This is a genomic window from Planotetraspora mira (genome assembly GCF_016863275.1).
Lineage (GTDB): Bacteria > Actinomycetota > Actinomycetes > Streptosporangiales > Streptosporangiaceae > Planotetraspora > Planotetraspora mira.
The window spans coordinates 1-22,713 of sequence record NZ_BOOO01000056.1 but is presented as its reverse complement, the minus strand read 5'-3'; the positions used below and the strand labels follow the sequence as shown (position 1 = coordinate 22,713).

General features: G+C 67.4%; 18 protein-coding genes and 1 pseudogene. 12 read left to right on the top strand and 7 right to left on the bottom strand.

Features of this window, described 5'->3' with window-relative positions:
- Window positions 1-9 precede the first annotated feature (9 nt).
- The 3 genes from Pmi06nite_RS40315 to Pmi06nite_RS40305 all read left to right on the top strand — a co-directional run bounded on the left by Pmi06nite_RS40315 (window position 10) and on the right by Pmi06nite_RS40305 (window position 3,143).
- On the top strand, window positions 10-648 hold the full coding sequence (locus Pmi06nite_RS40315) for a YceI family protein (protein WP_239114543.1): 639 nt from the start codon (window positions 10-12) through the stop codon (window positions 646-648).
- 82 nt (window positions 649-730) lie between these two features.
- A complete protein-coding gene (locus tag Pmi06nite_RS40310) occupies window positions 731-1,285 on the top strand; it encodes a MarR family winged helix-turn-helix transcriptional regulator (protein ID WP_203958526.1) in 555 nt (184 codons plus the stop codon).
- A 526-nt stretch (window positions 1,286-1,811) separates the two neighbouring features.
- Window positions 1,812-3,143: a HAMP domain-containing sensor histidine kinase gene (locus Pmi06nite_RS40305; protein ID WP_203958525.1), complete on the top strand. Its 1,332-nt coding sequence runs from the start codon at window positions 1,812-1,814 to the stop codon at window positions 3,141-3,143.
- Here Pmi06nite_RS40305 and Pmi06nite_RS40300 read toward each other — a convergent pair.
- Window positions 3,140-3,814 carry a TetR/AcrR family transcriptional regulator gene (locus tag Pmi06nite_RS40300; RefSeq protein WP_203958524.1) on the bottom strand — a complete coding sequence of 225 codons (675 nt, stop codon included), beginning with the start codon at window positions 3,812-3,814 and terminating at the stop codon, window positions 3,140-3,142. The genes Pmi06nite_RS40305 and Pmi06nite_RS40300 overlap by 4 nt on opposite strands.
- Before the next feature lie 107 nt (window positions 3,815-3,921).
- On the opposite strand from Pmi06nite_RS40300, the gene Pmi06nite_RS40295 reads away from it, so the two are divergent.
- Window positions 3,922-5,340 carry a carboxypeptidase regulatory-like domain-containing protein gene (locus Pmi06nite_RS40295; RefSeq protein WP_203958523.1) on the top strand — a complete coding sequence of 473 codons (1,419 nt, stop codon included), beginning with the start codon at window positions 3,922-3,924 and terminating at the stop codon, window positions 5,338-5,340.
- Between the two features lie 24 nt (window positions 5,341-5,364).
- On the opposite strand, the gene Pmi06nite_RS40290 is transcribed toward Pmi06nite_RS40295, so the two are convergent.
- Window positions 5,365-5,529: a hypothetical protein gene (locus Pmi06nite_RS40290; RefSeq protein WP_373317367.1), complete on the bottom strand. Its 165-nt coding sequence runs from the start codon at window positions 5,527-5,529 to the stop codon at window positions 5,365-5,367.
- Window positions 5,530-5,672: 143 nt separating this feature from the next.
- The gene (locus Pmi06nite_RS40285; protein WP_203958522.1) at window positions 5,673-6,377 is read right to left on the bottom strand and encodes a TetR/AcrR family transcriptional regulator; all 705 of its coding nucleotides are present in this window, start codon (window positions 6,375-6,377) and stop codon (window positions 5,673-5,675) included.
- 111 nt (window positions 6,378-6,488) lie between these two features.
- On the opposite strand from Pmi06nite_RS40285, the gene Pmi06nite_RS40280 reads away from it, so the two are divergent.
- The 5 genes from Pmi06nite_RS40280 to Pmi06nite_RS40260 all read left to right on the top strand — a co-directional run bounded on the left by Pmi06nite_RS40280 (window position 6,489) and on the right by Pmi06nite_RS40260 (window position 13,617).
- On the top strand, window positions 6,489-7,106 hold the full coding sequence (locus Pmi06nite_RS40280) for an NADPH-dependent FMN reductase (protein WP_203958521.1): 618 nt from the start codon (window positions 6,489-6,491) through the stop codon (window positions 7,104-7,106).
- Window positions 7,107-7,484: 378 nt separating this feature from the next.
- Window positions 7,485-8,483, top strand: a complete 999-nt coding sequence (locus Pmi06nite_RS40275) for an LLM class flavin-dependent oxidoreductase (protein ID WP_239114542.1) — start codon at window positions 7,485-7,487, stop codon at window positions 8,481-8,483.
- A 1,096-nt stretch (window positions 8,484-9,579) separates the two neighbouring features.
- The gene (locus tag Pmi06nite_RS40270) at window positions 9,580-12,000 is read left to right on the top strand and encodes a tetratricopeptide repeat protein (protein WP_203958520.1); all 2,421 of its coding nucleotides are present in this window, start codon (window positions 9,580-9,582) and stop codon (window positions 11,998-12,000) included.
- Between the two features lie 78 nt (window positions 12,001-12,078).
- Entirely contained in the window at window positions 12,079-12,570 is a 492-nt protein-coding gene (locus Pmi06nite_RS40265; RefSeq protein WP_203958519.1) for a hypothetical protein, read from the top strand.
- A 192-nt stretch (window positions 12,571-12,762) separates the two neighbouring features.
- On the top strand, window positions 12,763-13,617 hold the full coding sequence (locus Pmi06nite_RS40260; RefSeq protein WP_308442567.1) for a helix-turn-helix transcriptional regulator: 855 nt from the start codon (window positions 12,763-12,765) through the stop codon (window positions 13,615-13,617).
- 210 nt (window positions 13,618-13,827) lie between these two features.
- Here the strand turns inward: Pmi06nite_RS40260 and Pmi06nite_RS42410 are convergent.
- The 3 genes and pseudogenes from Pmi06nite_RS42410 to Pmi06nite_RS40245 form a co-directional block, all read right to left on the bottom strand.
- Window positions 13,828-14,115, bottom strand: a pseudogene (locus Pmi06nite_RS42410) (class I SAM-dependent methyltransferase); the annotation flags it as partial.
- A gap of 882 nt (window positions 14,116-14,997) precedes the next feature.
- The gene (locus Pmi06nite_RS40250) at window positions 14,998-15,996 is read right to left on the bottom strand and encodes an alpha/beta fold hydrolase (protein ID WP_239114541.1); all 999 of its coding nucleotides are present in this window, start codon (window positions 15,994-15,996) and stop codon (window positions 14,998-15,000) included.
- Between the two features lie 223 nt (window positions 15,997-16,219).
- Window positions 16,220-17,119, bottom strand: a complete 900-nt coding sequence (locus Pmi06nite_RS40245) for a LysR family transcriptional regulator (RefSeq protein ID WP_203958517.1) — start codon at window positions 17,117-17,119, stop codon at window positions 16,220-16,222.
- A 167-nt stretch (window positions 17,120-17,286) separates the two neighbouring features.
- On the opposite strand from Pmi06nite_RS40245, the gene Pmi06nite_RS40240 reads away from it, so the two are divergent.
- The gene (locus Pmi06nite_RS40240; RefSeq protein ID WP_203958516.1) at window positions 17,287-18,786 is read left to right on the top strand and encodes an MFS transporter; all 1,500 of its coding nucleotides are present in this window, start codon (window positions 17,287-17,289) and stop codon (window positions 18,784-18,786) included.
- A 169-nt stretch (window positions 18,787-18,955) separates the two neighbouring features.
- Window positions 18,956-20,311 (top strand): hypothetical protein, encoded by a 1,356-nt coding sequence (locus tag Pmi06nite_RS43210; protein ID WP_444544162.1) that lies wholly within the window; start codon window positions 18,956-18,958, stop codon window positions 20,309-20,311.
- A 94-nt stretch (window positions 20,312-20,405) separates the two neighbouring features.
- On the opposite strand, the gene Pmi06nite_RS40225 is transcribed toward Pmi06nite_RS43210, so the two are convergent.
- Window positions 20,406-20,582 (bottom strand): hypothetical protein, encoded by a 177-nt coding sequence (locus Pmi06nite_RS40225; protein WP_203958513.1) that lies wholly within the window; start codon window positions 20,580-20,582, stop codon window positions 20,406-20,408.
- Between the two features lie 1,046 nt (window positions 20,583-21,628).
- Between Pmi06nite_RS40225 and Pmi06nite_RS40220 the strand changes: the two genes are divergently transcribed.
- Window positions 21,629-22,513 carry a pentapeptide repeat-containing protein gene (locus tag Pmi06nite_RS40220; RefSeq protein ID WP_239114540.1) on the top strand — a complete coding sequence of 295 codons (885 nt, stop codon included), beginning with the start codon at window positions 21,629-21,631 and terminating at the stop codon, window positions 22,511-22,513.
- Window positions 22,514-22,713 lie beyond the last annotated feature (200 nt).

Below are 22,713 nucleotides of genomic sequence, written 5' to 3'. Positions count from 1 at the left end.
CGCCCGGCCGTGTCCACAGCGAAGGGAGCGGCCCGACGCCGTCACGGCCGGGAACGGGGCCTGGCGGCGTGGGGCGAGGAGAAGACCGGCCGGCCCTCGAAGGGCCGGCGAGGGGGGATGCCGGGCGGCCTGGGAAGAGGCACCCGGCATGGCGGGCGCTGTCGCCTCGGGCTCTCCAGCGTGCGGGGACGGTTCGCCGAGTTCTCCGGCCGGATCGACATCGGCGCGAGCGCCGAGTCGTCCAGCGTCGTGGCCGAGATCGACGCCGCGTCGATCGACACGGGCAACAGCACGCGCGACGACCACCTGCGCTCGGCGGACTTCCTCGATGCCGGGCCGCATCCCACGATCTCCTACCGGAGCACCGGACTGTCCCCCGCGGGTCCGGATCGGTGGACGCTGCACGGTGTCCTGAAGATGAGCGGCGTCACGCGGCCGATCGACCTCGATCTGCCCTACCTCGGCACCAGCCCCGACCCGTGGGGTGGCCTGCGAGCCGCGTTCCGCGCCGTCACCGAGTTGCGCCGCGAGGATTTCGCGATGACCTACAACCAAGTGGTGCAGGCGGGGATCTCGCTGATCGGGGCCACTCTGAAGGTCGAGCTGGACATCCAGGCGGTCCAGGGGGAACTCTCACCGCAAGCCTGATCGTGATCGCTGGCCCGAGATAAAACCGGCACGCCGGGTGCCGATCTTTCTCAACACTTTTGAAAGGGGAGGAGGCATCGCGATGACCGAGACACAGGCAGTGGTCCCCATCGAGGGGCGTGAAGCGTACTGTGCGGTCGAGCACCAGCTTGGCGTCCTGTTCCGGCGATCTCGCGCGTTGTCCGCCGAGTTGAGGCGCGAGATGTACCCCGAGCTGGACCCCGGCGCGTACGGGTTGATCGTCCTCATCAGCGAGGCCGCTCCGGCGCGTCCCAGCTACCTGGCCGCCTACTACGGCATCGGCAAGGCCACCATCAGCCGACAGCTGAAGGTGCTCGAGGAGCTCGGGCTGATCGGGCGCGCCCCCGATCCCGTCGACGGCCGTGCCCACCTCCTCGAACTGACAGACGAGGGGCAACAGAGGCTCGACCGTGCGCGACGGGCCCGCCAGGAGCGTGCCCGCGCGCTGCTCGACACCTGGCCCGAGGACGAGGTCCGGTTGCTGGCCGAGATGTTGTCCCGTTTCAATGCCCTCACCGAAACCTTCTCAGGCCCATCGCTCAGGAATACCAACGTCCGTTCACGGCCTGACTCAACAGAGGCGTGCCTACGGCACGCACCACAGCGGCCCCGATGACGACTGGAAAGACTGCCCCGGGATCTCTCTGCATGTCGCGACACCGGAGGCACGACGGGTTGAGCTGTCGTGGTGCGACGACGCTCCTGGCGACGGGGCCACCCGTCACCAGGAACCCGGAATCGTACGTCGCGACCATATCAAGATCGAATAGCTCGGAGGAGTATCTTGAGCATCAGCGCCGCTCGGTCTCACTGAAATCAGAGAAAACCTAAGTAATTCTTTTACTTAAGGCCCTCAAGTTTGGTGCTAGCGTGACAGGTCGACTTCGCTGGCCCGAACTAGGCGTGAGCGAGAACGCCTCGTTCCTGGCACTGAAACCGTGCGGGCGAAGCGCGCCTTGCGATATCGCAGTTCTCCCCCCAGATGGCTAATGGCCCATCGTGACCGAGACTGGTCCGCGCATGCGATGACCAAGTTCAGTAAAACGTCAGGGGGAAAGCAAATGCTGCGCTGGGCGCGCCCACGCTCTCTCCGGATGCGGGCTTTTCGAAATAGCGTCATGGCGTCCTTGATCTTCTTCGTGATGATCGGAATCAGCCTCGACCTCGGTATCCGGAAGACGGTCCAGGATCGCCTTTTCCGGCAGGACCAACGGACCGCGACCAACTGGATGGCGAGCATGCGACCGGGCGACGTTCCGCGTCCCACGGCCATGTCAAAGGTCGATCTCCTCCAGCTCGTCGACTCTCGCAACCGGGTCGTTCTGGCCAGCCCGGCGGCGGCCGGTCGGCCCGCACTGACCTCTCCCCTGCCGCCACCCGAGGACCGCCTCGAATACCGCACCGTATGCGAGCCGGACGGGACCTGCCTCATGCTCACGGCGATGCGGAGCCTCCCCTACCAGGCGAATCTGATCTGGGGCGGGGAGCCCCACGCGGTGTACTCGGGGCGTGCCGAGCCGGCCATCCTGGCGACGCGCCGGCTGGAGCTGTTCACGGCGGTCGGGGTCCTGCTGGCCACCGCGCTGCTGGCGTGGGGGCGCTGGTGTCAGATGGGTCGCGCGCTGCGGCCGGTCGAGGAGATTCGCGCGACGATGTCCGAGATCACTGCGAGCGATTTGAGCCTGCGGGTTCCCCAGCCGCCGGGACATGACGTGTTCGCGGAGTTGGCGAGGACGGCCAATCAGACTCTCGATCGGCTGGAGAGCGCCGTGGGGCAGTTGCGCCTGTTCGCGTCGGTGGCTTCGCACGAGCTCAAGACCCCGCTCACGGGCCTGCGCGCGGCTCTGGAGGAGGCCCTGCTCTACCGCGATGAGGTCGACGCCCACAAGACGATCGAGGTCGCGCTGGAGACCACCGACCGGTGCAAGGAGATCATCGACGACCTGCTGGCACTCACCCGCGTGCGGGCAGCGGATCCGGTCCAGCCGGAGCCTGTCGACCTGGGCCTGTTGGTGGAGCAGGAGACCGGGCAGACGCGGGGAGTCCCTGTTCACGCCAAGACGGTGAAGGGCCTGACGGTCCTGGGCCACCGCATCCAGCTCGTCAGGGTGCTGACAAACCTCCTGGCCAACGCCCAGCGGCACGCGCACAGCGCGGTCTGGGTGACGGCCGAACGAGACGGCGACCAAGCCGTGGTGGCCGTACAGGACGACGGCGACGGCATCCCTCCGGAGGACCGCGAGCGAATCTTCGAGCCGTTCGTCCGCCTTCGGGACGCCCAGCGCCGCGACCCCAAGGGCACGGGACTGGGCCTGGCCATCTCCCGTTCCGTCCTGGAGGCCCACGACGGAACCCTTCAGGTCGAGGATTCATCCCATGGTGCCCGGTTCGTCGTGCGCCTCCCACTCGCCGACGGCTTAACTCCTGACAACCCTCGCGGTGACGGTCCCCGGAACCAGGCCCGCCCGGACTAAGCCTCCCGGCATGGCGTCCCCAAGCTGTTAGCCTCCCCAGCAAGCGGGCTGCCGGCGGCGCTCGCCGGGGCAGGTCGACTCGGGGGAAGGCCGGCGGCGAGCCGGTCAAAGGCTTCGCCGACCAGCGCTTGCAGGCCTGCGGTCCCGGTTTCCGGTGCCCAGACGCTAAACACCGCGCGGAACGCTGACGCCGCGGCGCCCGCGAGGAGCTGCGGGTAGAGACTGCCGCCCGTCTCCCCGGCGCGTTTGGCGAGGGCATCGGCAAGCCTGGTCTCGTTGCGGATCATCCCCTGGACGATCGTTGTGCGCAGTTCGGGGTATGCCGTGAGCACCCTGTCACAGGCCTGCCAGCCGGTGCTGGCGGTGAGGCTGGGGAGAGTCTGCTCGATCGCCTGGCGCACCGCGGTTAGCGGCGGCTCGGCGGCCGGCCGCGCGGCCAGTCCCGTGATGACTTCTTCGATGAGGTGCTTGTCCCAGGGCAGGAGCGCTTCCTCCTTCGCATCGAAGTAGTTGAAGAAGGTCCGTGCGGAGACCCCGGCCGCCTCGCAGATGTCGCTCACCGTGACGGCGGCGGGGCCTCGCTCGAGGAACAGGCGCACGGCAGCTGCGCGGAGGGCCGCGCGGGTCTCGGCCTTCTTGCGTTCCCGGAGCCCCGGAGCTGCTGCCTGCATGGAGACCAGGTCCTTTCCACAGTGTGCGAGTGTCAGCGTATCCGGCCGGCATCATACTGCAGTGATGAAATTTTGCAGTACTGCAAGCTTTCTTGTAGCGTCGCGGCGTGACACAGGGGCAGATAGACAGAAAACGCGTCGGCGAAGCCGCGCGCACGCTCGCGATGGGCCTATGGCTCCCGGCGCTCTTTCTGGCCGGGTTGCTCTTCTCTTACCTGCCGGCCTTCCATCATCCGGTGCCGCATCACATCAGCATTGCAGTGGCCGCTTCGCCGGCTGACACGGCGCGGCTCCAGCACGAGCTCGACGTGGCGGCGCCGGGTGGCTTCACCCTCCGGCCGACGGCCGACGCCGCCGGGGCCCGTGCTGCCGTCCTAAACCACAGCGCGGTCGCGGCGTACGTGCCAGTCGGGGACCATCCGCTGCTGTACGGGGCCAAGGCGGACGGCGCCGCCCTGGAGACGGTTGTCCGCCAGACCTTCGACACCGTTGCGGGACGGGCCGGCGACACGCTCGCCTTCCGCGAACTGGTCCCCACCGTGCCGGGCGATGCCTCCGGCTCCAGCCTGCTGTACGTCGTCCTGGCCTGCGTTGTCGCCGCCTACTTCATGGTGATCACCATGCAGCGCGCGGTGGGCTTCGGCCGGTGGGCACACGTAGCCACCAGCATCGGCTGGGGGGTGGTGACCGCCGCTATCTCTTACCTCGCGGCTGCCTATGTGGTGCAGGTGATCCCGCCGAATCCGCTGGCCCTGCTGTACCTGTTCCTGCTGACCCAGGCCGTGTCGCTAACCGCCTATGGCCTGGTGCCCTTCTTCGGCTGGTTCTTCCCCGGGGTCGCGATCACGTTGTTCGTCCTGCTCAGCGTGCCCAGCAGCGGCGGCGCTGTCCCCGTCCAACTCGTGCCAGGCTTCTTCGGCTCCCTGCACCCGATCCTGCCCATGGGGAACGCCGCCGATGCCATGCGCAGCATCTGCTACTTCGGCAGTAACCAACTGTTGCGGCCCACAGTGGTGCTCTGCGCCTGGATCGCTGCCGGCGTCACGCTCATCCTGCTCGGCTACCTCAAGCAGCAACGGCGCCTGGCGCATGAGGCAGCAGACCAGACCATGACCGAGTATGTCCCCGGGCCCCCTGCGGAAGATCCCACGGTGCTGCTGCCCGAGCCCGTCGCCCTTGCCCCACACCACCACCATTTCGGCGACGAAGAGCCGATACTGACCGGGCGGGTCACCGATCCGTCCGGTCAGCCGCTGCCAGGCGCCACGATCACCGTGATCGGCCCGCACGGCCGCCAGCTTGTCCGCACCCGCACCGACCGGAACGGAGAATACGCGGCCACTGGCTTCAGCGAGGTTGTCGCCGTGGTTATTGCCATCATGCCGGGCCGCCCAGCCGCGGTCGTGCAGCTTCGCCTCGATCCAGCGGCACCCGTAAACCAAGACATCGTCCTTGGCGCCCAGCTTCCTGAGACCCGCGAACCAGACGGTTCGGGACCTCGAGGACGGGTGACCCCTGCAGGCTAACCGGCCCGGCACCGGTCCCGGTCATCAACCCAGGACTGCGGGAGGCTGCCGCTGCACGCTGGCCGACAGCGTCCACCCGTTCTTGCGCTCCAGTCCCGCAACCAGGCAGCAGATGTACTCCCGGACCCGCGCCCACGGCTCCGCACGAGCGAACCGGAGGCCGAAGGCCAGGCCGTGCGCGAGCAGCATGGCAAGCTCGGTGGACTTCCCTAACGTCGGCTTGCACCTGGTGCGGCGACACTGGGTTCGAACCAGTGACCTCTTCGGTGTGAAGCAACTGGGGCGCAGTCACGCGGGGACAGAGTGTCCGGCCACGTACGCAAACATCCGTCTCAGCCTGAGGAGCCGTACGCCCGCAGGAACGCGCGTACCCCGGCGGAGGTCAGCCGGTCGGCCTCCTCCGGCGGGAGCGGGCTCACCCCCCAGTAGGACCGTTGCGTGATCTCGGTGCAGATCAACGCCATAAAATGGACGGCGGCTTGGGCCGGGCTGTCGTGGACGTCGATCAGGCCACGATCGCCCAACGCGGCCATGGCAGACGCCACCTCGCGGCCCACCACGCGCGGTCCGGCCTCCTGCCAGGCATCCAAGACCTCGGCCGGGATGTGCCCGGCTTCCGCGTAAATGTGCCGCACCAGCGAGAAGTGGTTACGGAAGTCCGTCATCAGGCCGACCCAGGCGCGGGCCAGAGCGAGCAGATCACGTTCAAGGTCATCGGGATGCGGCGGACGCTCCGGATCCAGGTACCTCCGCAGCTGCGCGAGCTGCTCGTCCCTGACCCGCTCTGAGCTCCACTGCATGATGGAGCGGAACAACTCCTCCTTCCCACCCGGGAAGTGGTTGTAGATGGTGCGAGTCGAGGCGCCGGCCTCGGCGGCGATCGTGTCGATGCTGGCCCGGGAGTAGCCGTCCCGTCCGAAGACCTCGCACGCGGCCTGCACGATCGCTGTCGCCTTGTCCACCCGGCCCCGCCGCGGCGGGGCCGTCCTTGTCTTGCCCTCTGAGCCCGTGCCGGTCATCGCTTCATCTCTCCGCATGTCGATCAAGGCCAAATTACAACGAGCGTTGTATATTTTGCAATACACGTTGTATGCTACCTGACGTGCTGCGATTCGTGGCAATGAAACGACAGAACCAGGGGGACCGCGATGTCTGACTTCGCACCTTCGAACGACCCCGCGCTCCGGGTCGCCGTCATCATCGGAAGTGCTCGTGGCGGCGGCGCCGGCCTGTCGGTCGCCGAGTGGTTCACCGGCCATGTGGACCACCGCACCGACATCGATCTGGACGTTGTCGATGTCGCCGGCCTGGATCTTCCCGTGTCCATGCCCGGGTGGGACGGCCTTCCCGCCCCCGCGCCGAGGACTCAGGCCGTTCTCGCCGACGTCAGCCCACGGCTGGCCGCCGCCGAGGCGTTCGTCATCGTCACGCCCGAGTACAACCACAGCTTTCCGGCCTCGTTGAAGAACCTCATCGACTGGCACTACACCCACTGGCAGGCCAAGCCGATCGGCTTCGTCTCCTACGGCGGATTGAGCGGCGGGCTTCGCGCCGTCGAGCAGCTTCGTCAGGTCTTCGCCGAACTGCACGCCATGACTGTGCGCGACACCGTCAGCCTGCACGGGCCCTGGTCCGGGCTGGGCAAGGACGGCAGACCGCTCGACCCGGCGATCCCCGAGGGCGCCGCCAAGAACATGGTCGACCAGCTGTTGTGGTGGGGCCGCGCGCTGCGCACCGCTCGCGCCGAGCACCCGTACGGTAAGTGACGGGGGGATCAGCACCGTCACCGGACCGGCACGAACCGCCGGATCCGCCGCCACTCTCGCCCGTACCCTCCTGGTCGTCGTCATCGGCTCGATCATGGCCGTCCTCGACGTGACCACCGTCAACGGCGCTCTCCATCCGCTGCCGACGGTGTTCGACGCGCCACTCGCCACCGTGCAGTAGGTCGCCACCGGCTACACGCCCGCTCTTCGCGCCGTGATCCCGCCGGCTGCCTGGGCCATGAGCCGCTTCGGCGCCAAGCGCGCCTACCTCACCCCGTTGGCCCTGTTCACCGGCGGCTCCGCCGCCAGCCACCCGGGCCGGAGTCCGGTTTAGACCATCCCGCCACGCGACAACCCCACCACCAAAGGAATGATCTTATGATTGACGTACCTCTCTCTGTCCTCGATGTCGCTCCGGTCGACGCCACCGGATCCTCCGCCGAGGCCCTCCGGCACACCACAGCGCTCGCGGTCCGCGCCGAGGAGCTGGGTTACCGGCGGTTCTGGGTAGCCGAGCACCACAACACGCCGTGGGTCGCCAGTTCGTCCCCGGCTGTGCTGATCGCGCATTTGGCGGCGTCAACCTCGACGATCCGGGTTGGCTCGGGTGGCGTGCAGCTGCCCAACCATGCCCCGCTGGCGGTGGCCGAGCAGTTCGGCACCCTGGAGGCGCTGCACCCGGGCCGGGTCGACCTGGGCATCGGCCGGACGTCCGGCACCGACCAGGTCACCGCGCTGGCCCTGCGCCGGACGATGGAGGGCATGTCCGCCGAGGCGTTCCCGCAGGAGCTTGACGATCTCATCGGGTACTTCACCAGGCGCGACCCCCGGATGCGGATCACCGCGATCCCTGCGCTGGGCAACATGCCGAAGATCTGGCTGCTCGGATCGGGCGGGTTCAGCGCGCAGCTGGCCGGCATGCTGGGCCTGCCGTTCAGCTTCGCGCACCACTTCAGCTCCGCCAACACACTGCCGGCACTGGACCTGTACCGGCAGCACTTCCGCCCGTCGGAGTACCTCGACAAGCCGTACGCGATGGTCTCGGTCAACGCGATCTGCGCGGATACCGACGAGCGCGCGGAGTACCTGGCCGGCCCGGCCATGCTGTCCTTCCTGCGCATGAATACCGGCCGGGCGCAGCTGCTGGCCAGCCCCGAGGAGGCGGCCCGGTACCCGTACACGCAGCAGGAGCTGGAGCTGGCGCGGTCGCGGTTCGTGGGGCAGGCGCTCGGCTCCCCGGAGACCGTGGCCCGCCAGCTCGCCGAGCTGCGCGAGCGCACGGGTGCGGACGAGCTGATGCTGACCACCCAGGTCTACGACATCGAGGACCGGATCCGCTCGTTCGAGCTGATCGCCAAGCAGGCGGCCACCCCCTGACCCAACGGCCGGCCCCCAACGAGATCAGGGCCACGCGGCTGACCCTTGCCGATGTGTTCTGCCGTCGACAGCTACGACCGTACCGGGCAGCGTTCTTCCGCGCATGCGGTCTGAGGGACCTGTCGAGCGGTAACCGGGTGATCATGGGCGCCCCCTTAGCGGAGGTCCAAGCCGCTCTCAATGGTGATGTCCCGTCGGTCGGATAGCTTGTGGTCCCTCTTGCGCTCCGTCCGAGGGACGCGACCGCTTCGGCAACGTGCGGGCATCTCCTCGTCGGGCAGGCGTAGCCATGGCGGGCCGGACGCCTGGGGTCAAGCCGTCGTTCGCGCGTACATGCCTCCCGGCGACATTCCGTCCTTGCTGGTTGTCCTGCCCGCACTCGACGGCTTGACCTTGGGCGGCTGGTCTGGCATCCCTTTGTGGTGGCCGGCGAGGAGATGACACCGCCCTTCTACCCCGCGCCCTTTCCGGCTCATCTCCGAGGAGGGCCGGGGGTCGCAGGGGGCGGAGCCCCTTGCGGTTCTCACCTTCTGGGCTCCGGGGAGAGTCGAACCGCGTTGCCCGAGTGGTCGTGCTGGCAGCGACGATCGTCAATCGTTTGGTGGTCCGCCTCGATGGCTAGGAGCGCGCGGGCGGCGTCGGCCGGGACCGGCCGGAGAGCCGCAGCCCGGCCGGCTTGCCGACCAGCGCGCGACGCGGGCCGCCGTAGGCGGGCCGCTTTAATAGACGTGAAGATAAGTTGCTTTCGATCACGGATTGGCTCTGTCGGACCTCGGTTGATGCTTAACGCTTCGGCCCCGCCTGATGCTTTACATGATCACGGCGAGGCTGCCGACACTTCCTCTTCTGCCGAGAAGCGGATGTCCATCAGCGGCTCAAGACCCATGTTCACGATGCTGTCGCCATCGATACGAGGATTTCGGTCCCAGGCCTGTCCACAGCGTGCGACGCAGTGAGTTCATCGGGACTGACGCGCAACAGACGCATGGCGGATGTCCAGTCGCAGTGATGCCGTGAAGATGCTGAGGCTGTGAGTATCGCCCGGCTGATCATTGGACGGACCCGCCTCCGGTCATTGACGAGATCGTTGTCATCGGTGGCGCTGGAACCACCTCAACAACCTAAATATCGCTCCCCGGGGCCTCATGAGGCGGGTTATGTTCGGGCCATGGATCTGCTCAGCCTGGCTGGTGTCGTTGCCGGGGTGCTGGCTCTTGGGGTTGGCTCGTTGCAGTTGCGGGTCGCGATTCTGGAACGCCGCGATGCTCGCGACCGCCGTCGGCACCGGGCACCCGGGGACGCTGGGCTGGGGGTGACCGGCGCGCTTCCTGTCTCTGCTCCTCTGGGGCGTCTTCCGTCCGGGGTGCTGGGCAGAGCTGGTCTGCTGGAGGAGTTGGCGGGAGCTCTGGGCCGCACCAGGAAGAAGGATTCAGCAGGCGTGTGGGTGCTGGCCGGGATGGGTGGTGTCGGCAAGTCGACGGCTGCGTTGTGGCTGGCCGCGCGGGCGCAGCGACGGGGATGGGCGGTCTGGTGGGTGAACGCGGCCGACCCGGTGTCGTTGCGGGGCGGAGTCCTGGAGATCCTTCGCCAGTTGGACGCGCCCGCCCCGGTGATGCGTCAGGTGCGGGACGGCTCGGTGATCGCCGCGGACACCTTCTGGAGGTTTGTCTCCGGTACGGCGGGGCGAGCGCTTCTGATCTTTGACAATGCCGATGTGCCTGGAGTCCTGGCCGTGGACGGCGTGTCTGATCCCGGGGACGGAACGGGCTGGGCCCGATCTGGCGGCCGGGTGATGACCGTGGTGACGACCCGCACCGATGATCAGCGGATCTGGGGTACGGGCACGCATGTCAGGTCATTGAAGGTGCTTGACGACGTGGCCGGAGCGGAGGTGCTGGGCCGGTTGGCTCCGCAGGTTCCGGACCCCAGCGGGGAGGAGGCGCTGGCGCTGGCGCGTCGTTTGGGCTCGCTCCCGCTCGCCCTGCACCTGGCAGGCACCTACCTCGCGTCGCCTTTCACCCGCTGGCACAGCTTCGAGGAGTATCGGAAGGCCCTGGACAGCTGCATGGCACCTCTGGTGATCGCCGAACTCGACGCGGTCGGGTCGCAGACCCGGGCGGTCATCTCCCGGACCTGGGAGGTGTCTCTCGATGACCTAACCAGCCAAGGTGTGGTCCGTGCTCGTGGTGTCCAGTACCTGCTGTCGTGTTTCGCCGCGGCCACGCCCATCCCCCGAGAGATGGTGCGGTTCGCGGAGGACGGCGACAGGGCGGGATTCTTGGCGGCGCTGCGCGGCTTATCGCTGGTCGGACTGATCGAGGTCGTCGGCGCGGCCACGGACGGATACCCCGACATCATGATCCATCCGGTAGTTGTGGACACCTGCCGGGCTCAAGTGCTGGCAACCCACGAATCTGAAGGGGCCGCCACCATGAGGGCCGCCGTGGGGCTCCTGCGGAACGTCACCGCTCCTCTCGACGCGGAGCGTCCTGCGGACTGGCCTGCCTGGGAGCGGCTAATCCCCCACATCATGGCCATGATCACGTGGCTTCCCCCGGTCCTGGTGATCGACGACTTGGTCTTACTCTTGGAAGTAGGCGGGGCAGCCTTCCGATCTTTGCGGGGGATCGGCTGGCAGGCGACCACCGAAGGCGCAGCACTCGCCCAGGCCAACGCGACCGCGGCGGAACGACTCGACGACCTCCACCCAGCAGCCCTCGGGGCCCGTCACGACCTGGGAGTTTCGCTGGCCGACCGCGGTGCGCCCGGCGAAGCCGAGGACGTCTTCCGTGCGGTGCTGGCCGGTCGGCGCCAGGTTCAGGGTGACGACCACGTCGACACGCTCCGCACCCGCGACCAACTGATCCACGCGATCATGGTTCAGGGCCGGCACGACGAGGCCGAGCGGATGTACGTGGACCTGCTCTCCGACATGACCCGAGTCCTAGGCGCCGAGCACCGCGACACCCTCATCACCCGAGTAGACCTCGCATGGTCGATCGGCCAACAGGGCCGGTATGCGGAAGCCGCCCAGATCTGCTCCGAGACGCTTCAACTCGACCGCGTGGTGATGGGACCCGAAGACCCGAAGACCTTCGATGCCTGGGCGGATCTGGCCCGCTGGACCAACAAGCAAGGCAACCACATTCAGGCCGAGGCCATGTGCAAAGACACCCTGGATGTGGTCCTCAGGGTGGTAGGCGCCGGGCACCCGCTCGCGGTCTCCACTCAGGCGACCCTGGCCAGGAGCATCTTCGATCAAGGCCGGTACGGCGAGGCCGAACACCTTCTGCGCGCGACTCTCGCCGACATGGGGCACCCCGGCGAGGGCGGCTACTTCGCGATCATCGCCCGTGAGTACCTCGCTGACGCGGTCGCCGTCCAAGGACGCAGAGGCGAGGCCGACCAGATCCTCCGCGATGTACTCGATCTCAAGCGACAATGGCTTGGACCTCAGCATCCGGAGACGAAGAAAACGATTCAGATGCTGGGGCAGACGCCAGAAGCGCCGGGGTGAGCTATTGGCGAGGTCGTGACGATCTTCCGCAGCCTCCCTAACGCTGTGGCCGCCCTCGTGCCACGCGGAAGAGGGTGCATGGTCAAGAAGACGGGGCGGCCCGCCTATCTCCAGATCGCCGACGATCTGCGCGAGCAGGTGATTGCCACCGGGCCCACGGCAAGGGGGTGTGGACTGCATACGCAGGTGATACTGCTCCGCAGGCGTCCAAGGCCCTGCTGGAGGCCGCCGGGCGGCTGGTCCGAGCTCATCGAGCGGTTGGTGGCGGAGGGGCAGCGTCAGGGCGAGGTACGCGAGGGGCCCCTCGATCGCATCGGCGTCCCGGTCTTCGCCACGCTTCACGGTTACGCCACTGAGACGCTGGTGCCGGCCACGACCGGGACGGACGCGACCCAAACGATCACCTTCACTACCAACGGCGGCTGGCACACGCTGTACGCGCGAGCTCTTGAGGAAGTACGTCGCCGAGTCACACTGGATGATCCGATCGGGGTGCCGACATCGTTGAGCAGTTTGTACTTGCCCTCGACACGTACGCATTCACGCCCAGCGCATTCCGGCGTTGCGTGATCGCGGTGTGTGATCGTCTTCGGGTGTGAGTCGTCGCGGGCCGTAGCTGGAATCAGGCCGGTGTTGGGTCGGATGGCATCCAGGCGCAGCCGAGGACCCTCACTGCCAACCCGAAAGCCGGAAAGGTCAAACGTTAGGCAATTTGTCCGAACTCTCAATGTGGGGCAAACGCAACTTTTGCCTGAACTTGATATGCGGCTTCCTGCTCTGTCCGCTATGAGGAACCCTCTTGGTCAGTTCCTTCGCGCCAGACGCCATCTCACCACCCCCGACCGGGTGGGGCTCACGCGCGTCGGCGACCACCGCAGGACACCGGGATTACGTCGCGAGGAGGTGGCCATGCTGGCCGGGGTCAGCATCGACTACTACACCCGACTGGAGCAGGGCCGGCAACGCCACCCATCGGATCAGGTCCTCAGCGCCCTGGCGCGCGTCCTCCAACTCGACTCTGAGGCCACCGAGCACCTTCACCATCTCGCACACCCGCTGACTCGCAAGCGCAGGTCGATCCGCGGGGTCGAGCAGGTCGACTCGACTACTCTGCGCCTCATGGACAGCTGGGATCACGCTCCGGCGCGTGTGGTGAACCACCGATTGGACGTGCTGGCCCAGAATCCGCTGAACGTGGCTCTCTACGAGGGGTTGGGCTACAGCGACAACCTGATACGGCTGACCTTCCTCGACCCTGCGGCACGCGAGTTCTATCCGGACTGGGAGCAGGAGGCCCGCGATAAGGTAGCCCACTTGCACGCCGCATTGGCGGCATATCGCGACGATCCGGCCCTGCCCGAGCTTGTCGAGGAGCTATCGCTTGCGAGCGAGGACTTTCGCCAGAAGTGGGCTCGCTACGACGTAGGGTGCTGGGCCTGTGGTCATAGAACCAGACGGTTCCATCACCGGGCGGTCGGTGCGATGACCCTTCGCTTTCAGGCTTTCGCCGTCAACCACGTTGCCGGCCAACAACTCATCGTGAGCCAGGCCGAGCCCGGTAGCCCCTCCGAGAACGCCGTGGTCAAGCTGGCCGCTCTCAACGTCAGTCACAGGTGATTCGAGCGGACGGGCGGACCTGAGTGCCGACGCTGTGGATCCTCTCGCCGTCGAGCAGACGATCGCCGCGAGACTGCGCGTGGGCGAGACCGACGACGACCAGGGTCCCGCCGGGCGCCAGGTGCTCGCGCAACCGGGCGAGGGCATCGCTGAACGCATGTGGTGGATTGCGGCAACGCAGGTGATGACGTCGTGCGAGCCGGGCGGTATCACACGCAGCGCGCCTGCGGCGGTGAAGGTCACCGGAACGGCCGACGGTGTGAGCTCCCGTGCCCGGGTGACGATCGCGGGGTCCACGTCCACACCGTGGACCAGTCTGGCCCGCGAGGCCAGGAGCCTGGCCAGGTCACCGCTGCCGCATCCGACGTTCAGCGCGTTGCCGAAGCTCCTGGGGAGCTGCCGCAGGATCCACGGGTGGTAATGGGCGTGGTGGTCCCACGGGTGGGCGGCGTTGAAGCGGTCGATGGCCTGAAGGATGCTGGGCGGGGGTGTCGTCACACGTGAAGTCCATGAGATCTTCGGTCGTCTGCGATACCGCCGTCAGGAAGCGTCGGAGGGGCACATGCAGGCCACACGACATCGTGATCAGCTGCGAAATGTTGAGAACCACCAAGACAGCGGTTGCAGGCCATCGCGGCGGTTCAAGGTTTTGTCGCAGGTAGCGGCGAGGCTTGATTAGTCCAGGGTCGGCTGAGGATCTGGCAGTCATCTCCGCGCCTTCCCAGTGCCGTTCCGGTTCCGTCCGAGGCCGTAAAACGTCGGAAGCCCGTGGAAGACGTTGCACGCGCCGCCGTCAGGGCGCACGCCGCCGCCTCCCTCTGGCGCTCCCGGCGGACAGCGCGCAAACAACGCCGGACGGCTGGCGCGGACGAGAGGAAGGGCCGCCAGGCGACAGTACAAGTCCGCTCACAAGGGCGTCAGGCTGAGCTGGAAGTGCCCGCCAGGTGCCAACCGCGCATGGTGGTGCCTCCGGCGGGGGTGCTCCGACTCCGGGATGGTGTTCGTGGCTGGGGTGGTGGCCATCCCACCCGCCATCGACCCAGGCGAGCCCAGCAGCCCGTCTCCGCCGCCGCAAGCCCGGCTGTGTCCGTTGGCGTCCCAGCACCGTGGAAGGGGCACAGGCGAAGGGACACGTCAAGCCGGGCGCCCCTCTGTCGCCGACCCGCGGCCCGGCCCGCTGTCGCTTCGCGGTGGGTCGATGGCAGACAGTGATGATGTAGGTGAGCGTCTCCCGGTGGAGTTTGACCCAATGGCAGATTGACCCCGCGTGCGCCGAACCTTCCGGTAGCTCTCCCCATCGATGCGTTGGACCTGAGCGGCCGTACTGCTAGTTCGGCGAGGGTGCGGAGGATCTGGTGTTGGCGAACTCCCTGACACGCTCTACCCGACACGCGCGTGATCGATGAACGCGGTCAACGCGTCCACAGTTGCGTCGGGCTGCTCGTCGGGAATGAAGTGCCCGGCTTCCGGGATGACGACGCCGGTCACGTTCTCTGCCCAGGGGCTGATGGAGGCGGCCATGTCGGGGATCGAGCCGTGGGAGCTGGAGATTCCCAGGACCGGGATGGTCAAGTGCCCTCGTCCGGGGGCGAGAGCGTCCTGGTTTTTGCGCCCTGATTCCGCGGCGTCGCGGAAGTAGGCGAGAGCCGCTCGGAGCCCTCCCTCGGCTGCGATGGAGGCGGCGTAGTGGTCGATATCGGCGCTGTCGAACGTGTTCGGGGACAGTGTCTTGACCCTGAAGAACCAGTCCACGTAGTCACGCTCGCGGCCGGTGATCAGCGTCTCGGGCAGTTCGGGCACCAGGTGGAATGCCAAGTGCCAGGTCTTCCAGGCCCGTTCGGGATCCGTTGGGATGGCGTCCGGGAGGGTGATTCCGGGAATGCCGGCGTCGAGCAGGGCGAGGCCGTGCAGGCGGTCTTGGTACCTCAGGGCGAGCGAGAAGGCGACGCAGGCCCCGATGTCGTGGGCGAAGAGCCAGTACTTCGGCACGTTGAGCGCGGTCAGCGCGGCCTGGACGCGCGAAGCGAGGGTGTGAGTGTCGTAGCCCCCTTGGGGACGATCGGAGTGGCCCTGTCCCGGCAGGTCGATCGCGATCACGTGGAAGCGCTCGGCAAGGCGCGGCATCGCCTTGTGCCAAGCCCACCAGGTCTGCGGGAATCCGGCGAGCAGCACGACGGTGGGGTCGCTCGAGAGACCGCCTTCCACGGCGTGAAGCTGGATTCCTTCCGCGTCGACCCAGCGGTGGGTGAAGCCCGTGAGGTCGCGCAGCGGCAGCCCGGGGACGTGGTTCTGGTCGGGAGTGGGGTTCATCTCGGCGAACTCCTTCTTCTCTTCGGCCGTGTAGGCGCCGACCGAGTGGTGGATCTTCCGGAGCGGCATTTCTGCCATCCTGTCCCCGTAGCCGCGGCGGCCGTTGGGCCGGCGTCCACGGTCGGCATGGAAGTTTCGCCCGGTACAACCGCGCCTCCGTTGCCGCCGATGTCGCCTGCGTCGCACCTGTCTCAGATGGAGGCCATCTGACGATCAGATGGTCGCGACATGAGCGCACCGGCAGCCGCGCCACTTCCGAGTCGACAGGGCTGCGTTGGCTAACAGGCGCTGGTTAGCTGCCAGCGGGGTGGATTTGCAGCAGCTGATCGGCGAACCGCCGTACTGCCGGACTGGTCTCGCCCACCGAGGGCAGGATCAGATAGATGTGCCTTTCCAGACGCGCGCCCTCAACCGCGATGAGCCGCAGAACGCTGTCTGGTGCGGTCAGCACCGGGTACTGAAGGCCGACTGGAGCGAAGCCGATACCGACGCCTGCGCTGACCAGCTCGAGGAATAGTTCCCAGTCGCCGACCTCACAGACGACGCGGCGCGGTATTCCTTCGCCGGCGAACGCGGCGTCACTCAACAGGCGAGCCGTCCACCCCGGGGGTACCTCGACGAACCGCTCGTTGGCGAGTTGTCTCATGTTGACCTCAGCCCGCTCCGCCAGGTGGTGATCAGCACGGCAGACGAGGTGCAGCGGCTCTCGCGCCAGGCGAATCATCCGGACGCCCGGGACCTGGCTGACCGCGGGTCCGATCACGCAATCCAGTTCTCCCTTCTCGACCATCGAGATCATCGTCAACGCGGGCGCGTACTGCAGGCGCAGGTCGATGCCGGGATGATCGCGAGTGAACTCGCCGAGATAGGAAGCGAACGGCACCAGATGCTGGGAGTGCGAGACGCCGAGGCGCAGTGTGCCGATGAGCACGTCACGGGTGTGGTGTACGGCCTGTTCCGCCTGCGCAGCGCTGGTCAAGGTCCGGCGAGCCGGGCCCACCAAAGCCTCGCCGGCCGCGGTGAGTCGGACGGGCCTGGTTCCGCGGACGTAGAGGGGCGTACCGAGTTCGCGTTCGAGGGCCTGGAGCGAGTTCGACAGGCCTGACTGGACGATGAGCTCGCGCTTGGCGGCGCGGGTGATGCTGCGTTCCTCGACCAACGCCAGGAAGTGACGTAGCTGTCTGAGTTCCATCGGCCACCGCCTCTAGGCCTGAACTGCAGCATATCTGGACAGTGTCATCTGTCAGGCAGATGCAGTGTATCTGTGCGCACTGCCGCCGGACCGGCATCGACGTTCTGACGGGCGTGGTTGACCCCGATGAACCATTAAGGAACACAGTCAGGACAGGAGATTCGCCAATGGCGGACCACTCGACGAATGGCGCCGCGCCACTGCCCGCTGCGGGCGGCTCGCGGCGGGCAGTGTTTGTCATCTCGCTGATCTGCGCCGCCCAGTTCGTGCTGCAACTGGACTTCAGCATTGTGAACGTGGCGCTGCCGTCGATCCAGCGGGAGCTGGGCATGCCTGCGGCGGAGTTGCAGTGGATCGTCACCGGGTACGCGCTGGCGTTCGGGTCGCTGCTGCTGGCGGGCGGCCGCCTGGCGGATCTGCTCGGCCGCCGGCAGGTGCTGGCCGTCGGCCTGGCCCTGTTCGCGATCGCGTCGCTGGCCTGCGGGCTCGCGCAGTGGCCGATCATGCTGATCATCGCCCGGATCGTGCAGGGCGCGGCCGGGGCGATGGTCGCCCCGGCCGCGCTGTCTCTGCTGACGACGACCAACGCCGAAGGGGCCGCGCGCAACCGGGCGCTGGCGATCTGGCAGGCCACCACCGCGGCGGGCGCGACCGCTGCGATCGTGGCCGGCGGGCTGCTCACCCAGTACTTCGGCTGGCGGGCGGTGTTCCTGATCAACCCGCCGATCATCGCTATCTTGCTCGCGCTGGTCCCGCGACTGCCGGCCGGGAAGCGGTCTGGCAGCGGCGGCAGCGTCGATGTGCGCGGGGCGCTGCTGGTGACCACCGGCATCGCGGCGCTGATCTTCGGGCTCAGCAGCGGGCAACAGCACGGCTTCACCGCGCCCGCCACACTCATCGCTCTCGCCCTGGTGGTGCTTCTGACCACGGGCTTTGTCTTCGCCGAAAAGCGGTCGGCGGCCCCGATGCTGCCCCTGTCGATCCTGGCGGAGCCGGCCCGGCGGGCCGCGATCGCGGCGATGCTGCTGATCGGCGCCATCCTGGCCGGCTACGTCTACTTCGCGTCGCTCTACCTGCAGAAGGTGCTGGGGTTCAGCCCGGTGGCGACCGGCCTGGCGCTGGTCCCGTCGACCGTCACCGTCGTGCTCGTCTCCACCCTCGGTACCCGCCGGCTGCTGGCCCGGTTCAGGATCAAGGCCGTCCTGCTGGCCGGGCTGGTCTCCATGGGCGCCGGGCAGCTGTGGCTTGCCCAGATCACCGCCGGAGCCAGCTACCCCGCGGCGGTGCTGCCCGGCCTGGTACTGACCGCGGCCGGGGTCGGGCTCACACTGCCGACCGCGTCGATCGCGATCACCAGCGGAGTCCAGGCCAGCGACCAGGGACTGGCCGGGGCCCTGTTCACCACCAGCCAGCAGACCGGCGCCGCGGTCGGCCTCGCGATCCTCGCCACCGCCGCCGCCGCGGCCACCGCCGGCCATAGCGGCTCACTGGTGGACGGCTACCGCCTGTCGTTCCTCATCGCGACCGGTCTCGCAGTCCTCGCCGCGATCATCGTCGCGCTCCAGCTCAGCACGAAATCCCACCGCGTTGAACCCGGGCACCAGCAGCCTGGCCGCGGCGCACCGCCCCCCGCGCCGCCCGCCCCTGCGCAACTCGGTAAGAGCTGACAGGTCCTACGGCGGGCTGACCGGAAGCGTTTACCTGGCGAGCTGTTCCCGGGCCGGGGGCGCGTCATCGATTCGGGGTGCGACACGGGTTCAGCTGTAGACGAGGGATCCGTCATCAAGGTCGGCGTTCGACACGCTTTCCACCGGCGCCTCCGACCCACGCGGCGGCGTGTACCAGATCCGCGGCGACTTCGCCGCGATCTTCTGGGCCAGGCGATGGCGGGCCTCTTGCATGTTCAGCTGCGCCCATCATGCGCCGGTAGCCCTCGTCATGCAGGAACTGCAGCAGGTGGAGCGTCTTGAAGATACGGCCGTGGTGCACGAACGCCGGCTCGTCGCCGCCGTCAACGAGGACGATGCGATCGAGGAGAACACGCGGGCCGCGACGATGCTGGCGGGCGCACCGATCGAGGCGGCCGCGCTGCGTCCGGCGATTCGGGCGGGTCTGGTGGTGGCCGACGCTGTGCGGATGCGGTTCCGGCATCCGTTGATCAGGTCGGCGATCGTCCAGGCCACCGAGGCGGATCGGTTGCGTGATGCACATGCCGCGCTGGCCGCCGCCCTGCCCGATGACGACGACCGCAGGATCTGGCACCGGGCGGCCGCCGCGACGTCCCATGACGACGAGGTCGCCGCCGCGCTGGCCGATGCCGCGATGCGTGCCAATGCCCGGGGCGCGTCGGGACTCGCGCTGGAAGCCCTGGAACGCGCCGCCTACCTCAGCGCCGACCCGGCCCGCCGGGGCGCACGGCTGATCGACGCCGCCATCATGGCCTTCGAACTCGGCGACCGCGCCGCCCTGGAACGCCTCCTTGCCCGAGCGGAGGACGCCGACCTCGCCCCGATCGACCGGTCCAGGCTCACCGATTTCCGCGACATCACCCCGCATTTCGTGTGGACCGGCGTGGACCGGCATGCGGACTACGCCGCAACCATCGACGAGATCAGCACGCGTGACGGCCCGGCGATCGTGCTGCGTTGGCTGCACATGAGGAGCCTGCGCTGGTTCTTCTCCAATCCCCCACGGGACGCCCGTGCTCCCGTGCTCGCAGCGATCGACCGGCTGGACGTACCCGATGAACCTCAGATCATCGCGTCACTCGCGCTGATCGGCCCTGTCGAACGTGGCAGGCACATACTGGCCCGGCTCGACGCGCTGAGCAAGGCGAGCTGGGTCAGCCCGCGCAACCTGCACCTGCTGGGAACCAAGCCTGATGTGCGTGAATGTGTAGGTTGGGGCGGACACGTGGCGGCGAGCACGTCCCTTCGTCCTCGACAGGGTGCTGGCGCTGGAGCCCATTGCCCTGGACACCACCGGCGGAGGCGGCTTCATCTCCAAGCCGCTGGCCGTGGTCGTCATCGGCGGACTGATCAGCTCTACCGTGCTGACCCTCGTCTTGATACCCACCCTGTAGCCAGGGTCGAGACCCGCAAGGAGAAGCGCAGCGCCCGACACGCCGGAAAGGACCTCTCGCCCGTCAACTCCGCCGACGACGCAGTCACCGTTGGATCTGCGCTGAGTTGAGATCACAAGGATTCTTCGGCGAGGTTCCGGTCCTAGTGGGCCGTCGCCATGGCGTACGAAGATCTCATCGATGACGAATGTCCCCGGTGGAGCCTCACTTGCCCTTGGGTGAGCGAGGCCCGATCTCGGCGTCGTGTAGCTGCGGCACCTCTCGGATTTCGATCGCCTCGGCCTCCATGCGGAGCCGTAACGCTTGCTCGACCACCTCGGTCGGGACCACCGCCCCCAGGCGTCGACCCTCGCCGTCCACGATGAACGTGATCGCCCCCACCGTGTGGGGCTGCTCCTGCGATGGCCGGACGGTAACCCTCCGCTGGGCTCTACGCCAAGGCCCAGCTCCCGGCTCCGCACGACCTCCCTCAGCCTTGAGCGCTTTTCCCGTCCCCATCAGGCTCTGTGCCAGGTTCCTCCACTCCCCACATAAGGCTCCGGGGAAATGACATGTCAGGTTTGCGCCCGGTCGGCGTGGTCAGCGCACGGGCGGACGTTCGAACGCCTTCGGCACGATCCACGATCTTTCGCGTACCGTGCCCGAGCGCCGTCCTTTACAACGTAGATCCGCCGCGCATTTGAACTCCGCAACGGCCATCAAGCCAGGAATCGGCGAACACGGTGGCACTCAGGAGAGAGATCTGTCACCCGACGACAGCCCCCGAGACGGCGAGCTTGGGTGACACCTGGGTGACACAAGCGAAAAGCCACAGTATCCGATCATGGATACTGTGGCTCCGACCTGCCGAAACAGAGTCGGGACGACAGGATTTGAACCTGCGACCCCTTGACCCCCAGGAAGTGGGGTTAGCCGTTTTTGCAGCTCAACGGCCTTCAGGTAGCCGTGCACGACGTTTGGTGACGTGCGGGTCGTTCGGCTGCGCGCATGACGTGTGGTCCCCAGGCGGTCCCCGCCTTACTCGAGTCCCGCGGTACACCAGCCATTGAGATCGGCTACCCCGCACCGCCCAGAGTCGAAACCGTACAGTCCCGCTCCTGGCCATGTAACTGCGCTCGCGAGACAGTGGAACCCCGCTCCCATTGCCGATCCCTCGGGTGCCCATGAGCCGCTTCGAAGATCGCATACCTCGTCTCCCCCGCCACCCTGTGCGAACAGACAAGATCGCACGGGGACGCGCCCCATGGCGATATTGGATATCCGCGCCTCTCGTCTTCATCGCGCTCTTAGGACTCATCACACTGGCCTGCGCCCTGTTCCTTCCCCGCTATGTCCTCGCATGGGACCTGGGCACCGCCAAACCGCCGGACGACTACGCCGCCGCGGTGAACGGCATCCGAACCGCCCTGCTCCAAGGAGTCGGTGGTTTGGTACTTCTGATCGGCGCCTATCTGACCTGGCGTCAACTACAGCTCAGCCGTCACGGGCAGGCCACCGAGTCCTTTGCCGCTGCTATCACCCACCTGGGCGATCCGAGCCTGGACGTCCGCCTCGGCGGCATCTACGCCCTCGAACGCATCTCCCGCTCCTCCTCAGCCGATCGCCGGTCCATCTCGGAGATCCTCTCCTCATTCGTCGGCAACCGCACCCGCGATCCTCAACGAGGTGCCGGGCACGCGCGGCAGGCCAGCACACCGCCGGGCAGCGATGTCAACCTTTCCCTCCGCGCCCCCGACATCCACGCAGCGCTGACTGTGCTCGGCCGCCGGGCCCCGATCCGAGGTCAGGTGCTCCTTCTCGACCGCCTGGTCCTTCCTAAGGCCAACCTCGCCTCCGTTCGGCTCCGGGACGCGGATCTCCACTTCAGCGACCTGACGGAGGCTTCCCTCATCGGAGCTGATCTGACCCGAGCGGATCTCACCGGAGTAAGACTGGCTGGGACGAACCTCATTGACGCCGTTCTCTACCAGTCCGACCTGCGCGACGCCGTCCTGGCCGGGGTCATCGCGGAGGGCGTTGACCTCCGTGGAACGGATCTGACCAGGGCCGACCTGCGGAATGCCAACTTACGCGGCGCTCGCATGGACTACGCCGACCTTCGAGAGGCCACGCTCGCCGGCGCCGACCTGACAGGCGCCTCGTTGAAACGAGTGGTCTTCGATGAGAAGACCGAATGGCCCGAGGGCTTCGACACCTCACGTATCAAGCCAACGCGCCAACGGAATCTCCCACCCATCAGTCCCCGCACCTACGATGAATTCGCCGTCCCAAAGCTCGCCGCCAAAAACGGTCAGCCATCCGAGTCCTCGTAACCTGCCGATGATCACGCCACCTGCCACGCCGCGCGGGGATGTTCGACGAGTTCACCATCACACTCGGCGGCGCATCGGCGATGTCGGCCGGTTGTGCCCTTCCCCTCAGCACTGACTAGCCGCTGCACTTGACCACTGGTCAAGCAGCGCTACCAGGCCAGACACAAAATGATCGTGGTCCCCAAGACGCCGAAAGGGCT

What these genes read in the sequence shown, in the direction of transcription:
- Pmi06nite_RS40280 (WP_203958521.1), top strand. Translation starts at nt 6,489, where the DNA reads ATGTCTGACTTCGCACCTTCGAACGACCCCGCGCTCCGGGTCGCCGTC.
- Pmi06nite_RS40265 (WP_203958519.1), top strand. Translation starts at nt 12,079, where the DNA reads ATGGTCAAGAAGACGGGGCGGCCCGCCTATCTCCAGATCGCCGACGAT.
- Pmi06nite_RS40290 (WP_373317367.1), bottom strand. Translation starts at nt 5,529, where the DNA reads ATGCTGCTCGCGCACGGCCTGGCCTTCGGCCTCCGGTTCGCTCGTGCG.
- Pmi06nite_RS40305 (WP_203958525.1), top strand. Translation starts at nt 1,812, where the DNA reads ATGATCGGAATCAGCCTCGACCTCGGTATCCGGAAGACGGTCCAGGAT.
- Pmi06nite_RS40240 (WP_203958516.1), top strand. Translation starts at nt 17,287, where the DNA reads ATGGCGGACCACTCGACGAATGGCGCCGCGCCACTGCCCGCTGCGGGC.
- Pmi06nite_RS40260 (WP_308442567.1), top strand. Translation starts at nt 12,763, where the DNA reads ATGCGGCTTCCTGCTCTGTCCGCTATGAGGAACCCTCTTGGTCAGTTC.
- Pmi06nite_RS40300 (WP_203958524.1), bottom strand. Translation starts at nt 3,814, where the DNA reads ATGCAGGCAGCAGCTCCGGGGCTCCGGGAACGCAAGAAGGCCGAGACC.
- Pmi06nite_RS40250 (WP_239114541.1), bottom strand. Translation starts at nt 15,996, where the DNA reads ATGCCGCTCCGGAAGATCCACCACTCGGTCGGCGCCTACACGGCCGAA.
- Pmi06nite_RS40275 (WP_239114542.1), top strand. Translation starts at nt 7,485, where the DNA reads ATGATTGACGTACCTCTCTCTGTCCTCGATGTCGCTCCGGTCGACGCC.
- Pmi06nite_RS40285 (WP_203958522.1), bottom strand. Translation starts at nt 6,377, where the DNA reads ATGCGGAGAGATGAAGCGATGACCGGCACGGGCTCAGAGGGCAAGACA.
- Pmi06nite_RS40245 (WP_203958517.1), bottom strand. Translation starts at nt 17,119, where the DNA reads ATGGAACTCAGACAGCTACGTCACTTCCTGGCGTTGGTCGAGGAACGC.
- Pmi06nite_RS40310 (WP_203958526.1), top strand. Translation starts at nt 731, where the DNA reads ATGACCGAGACACAGGCAGTGGTCCCCATCGAGGGGCGTGAAGCGTAC.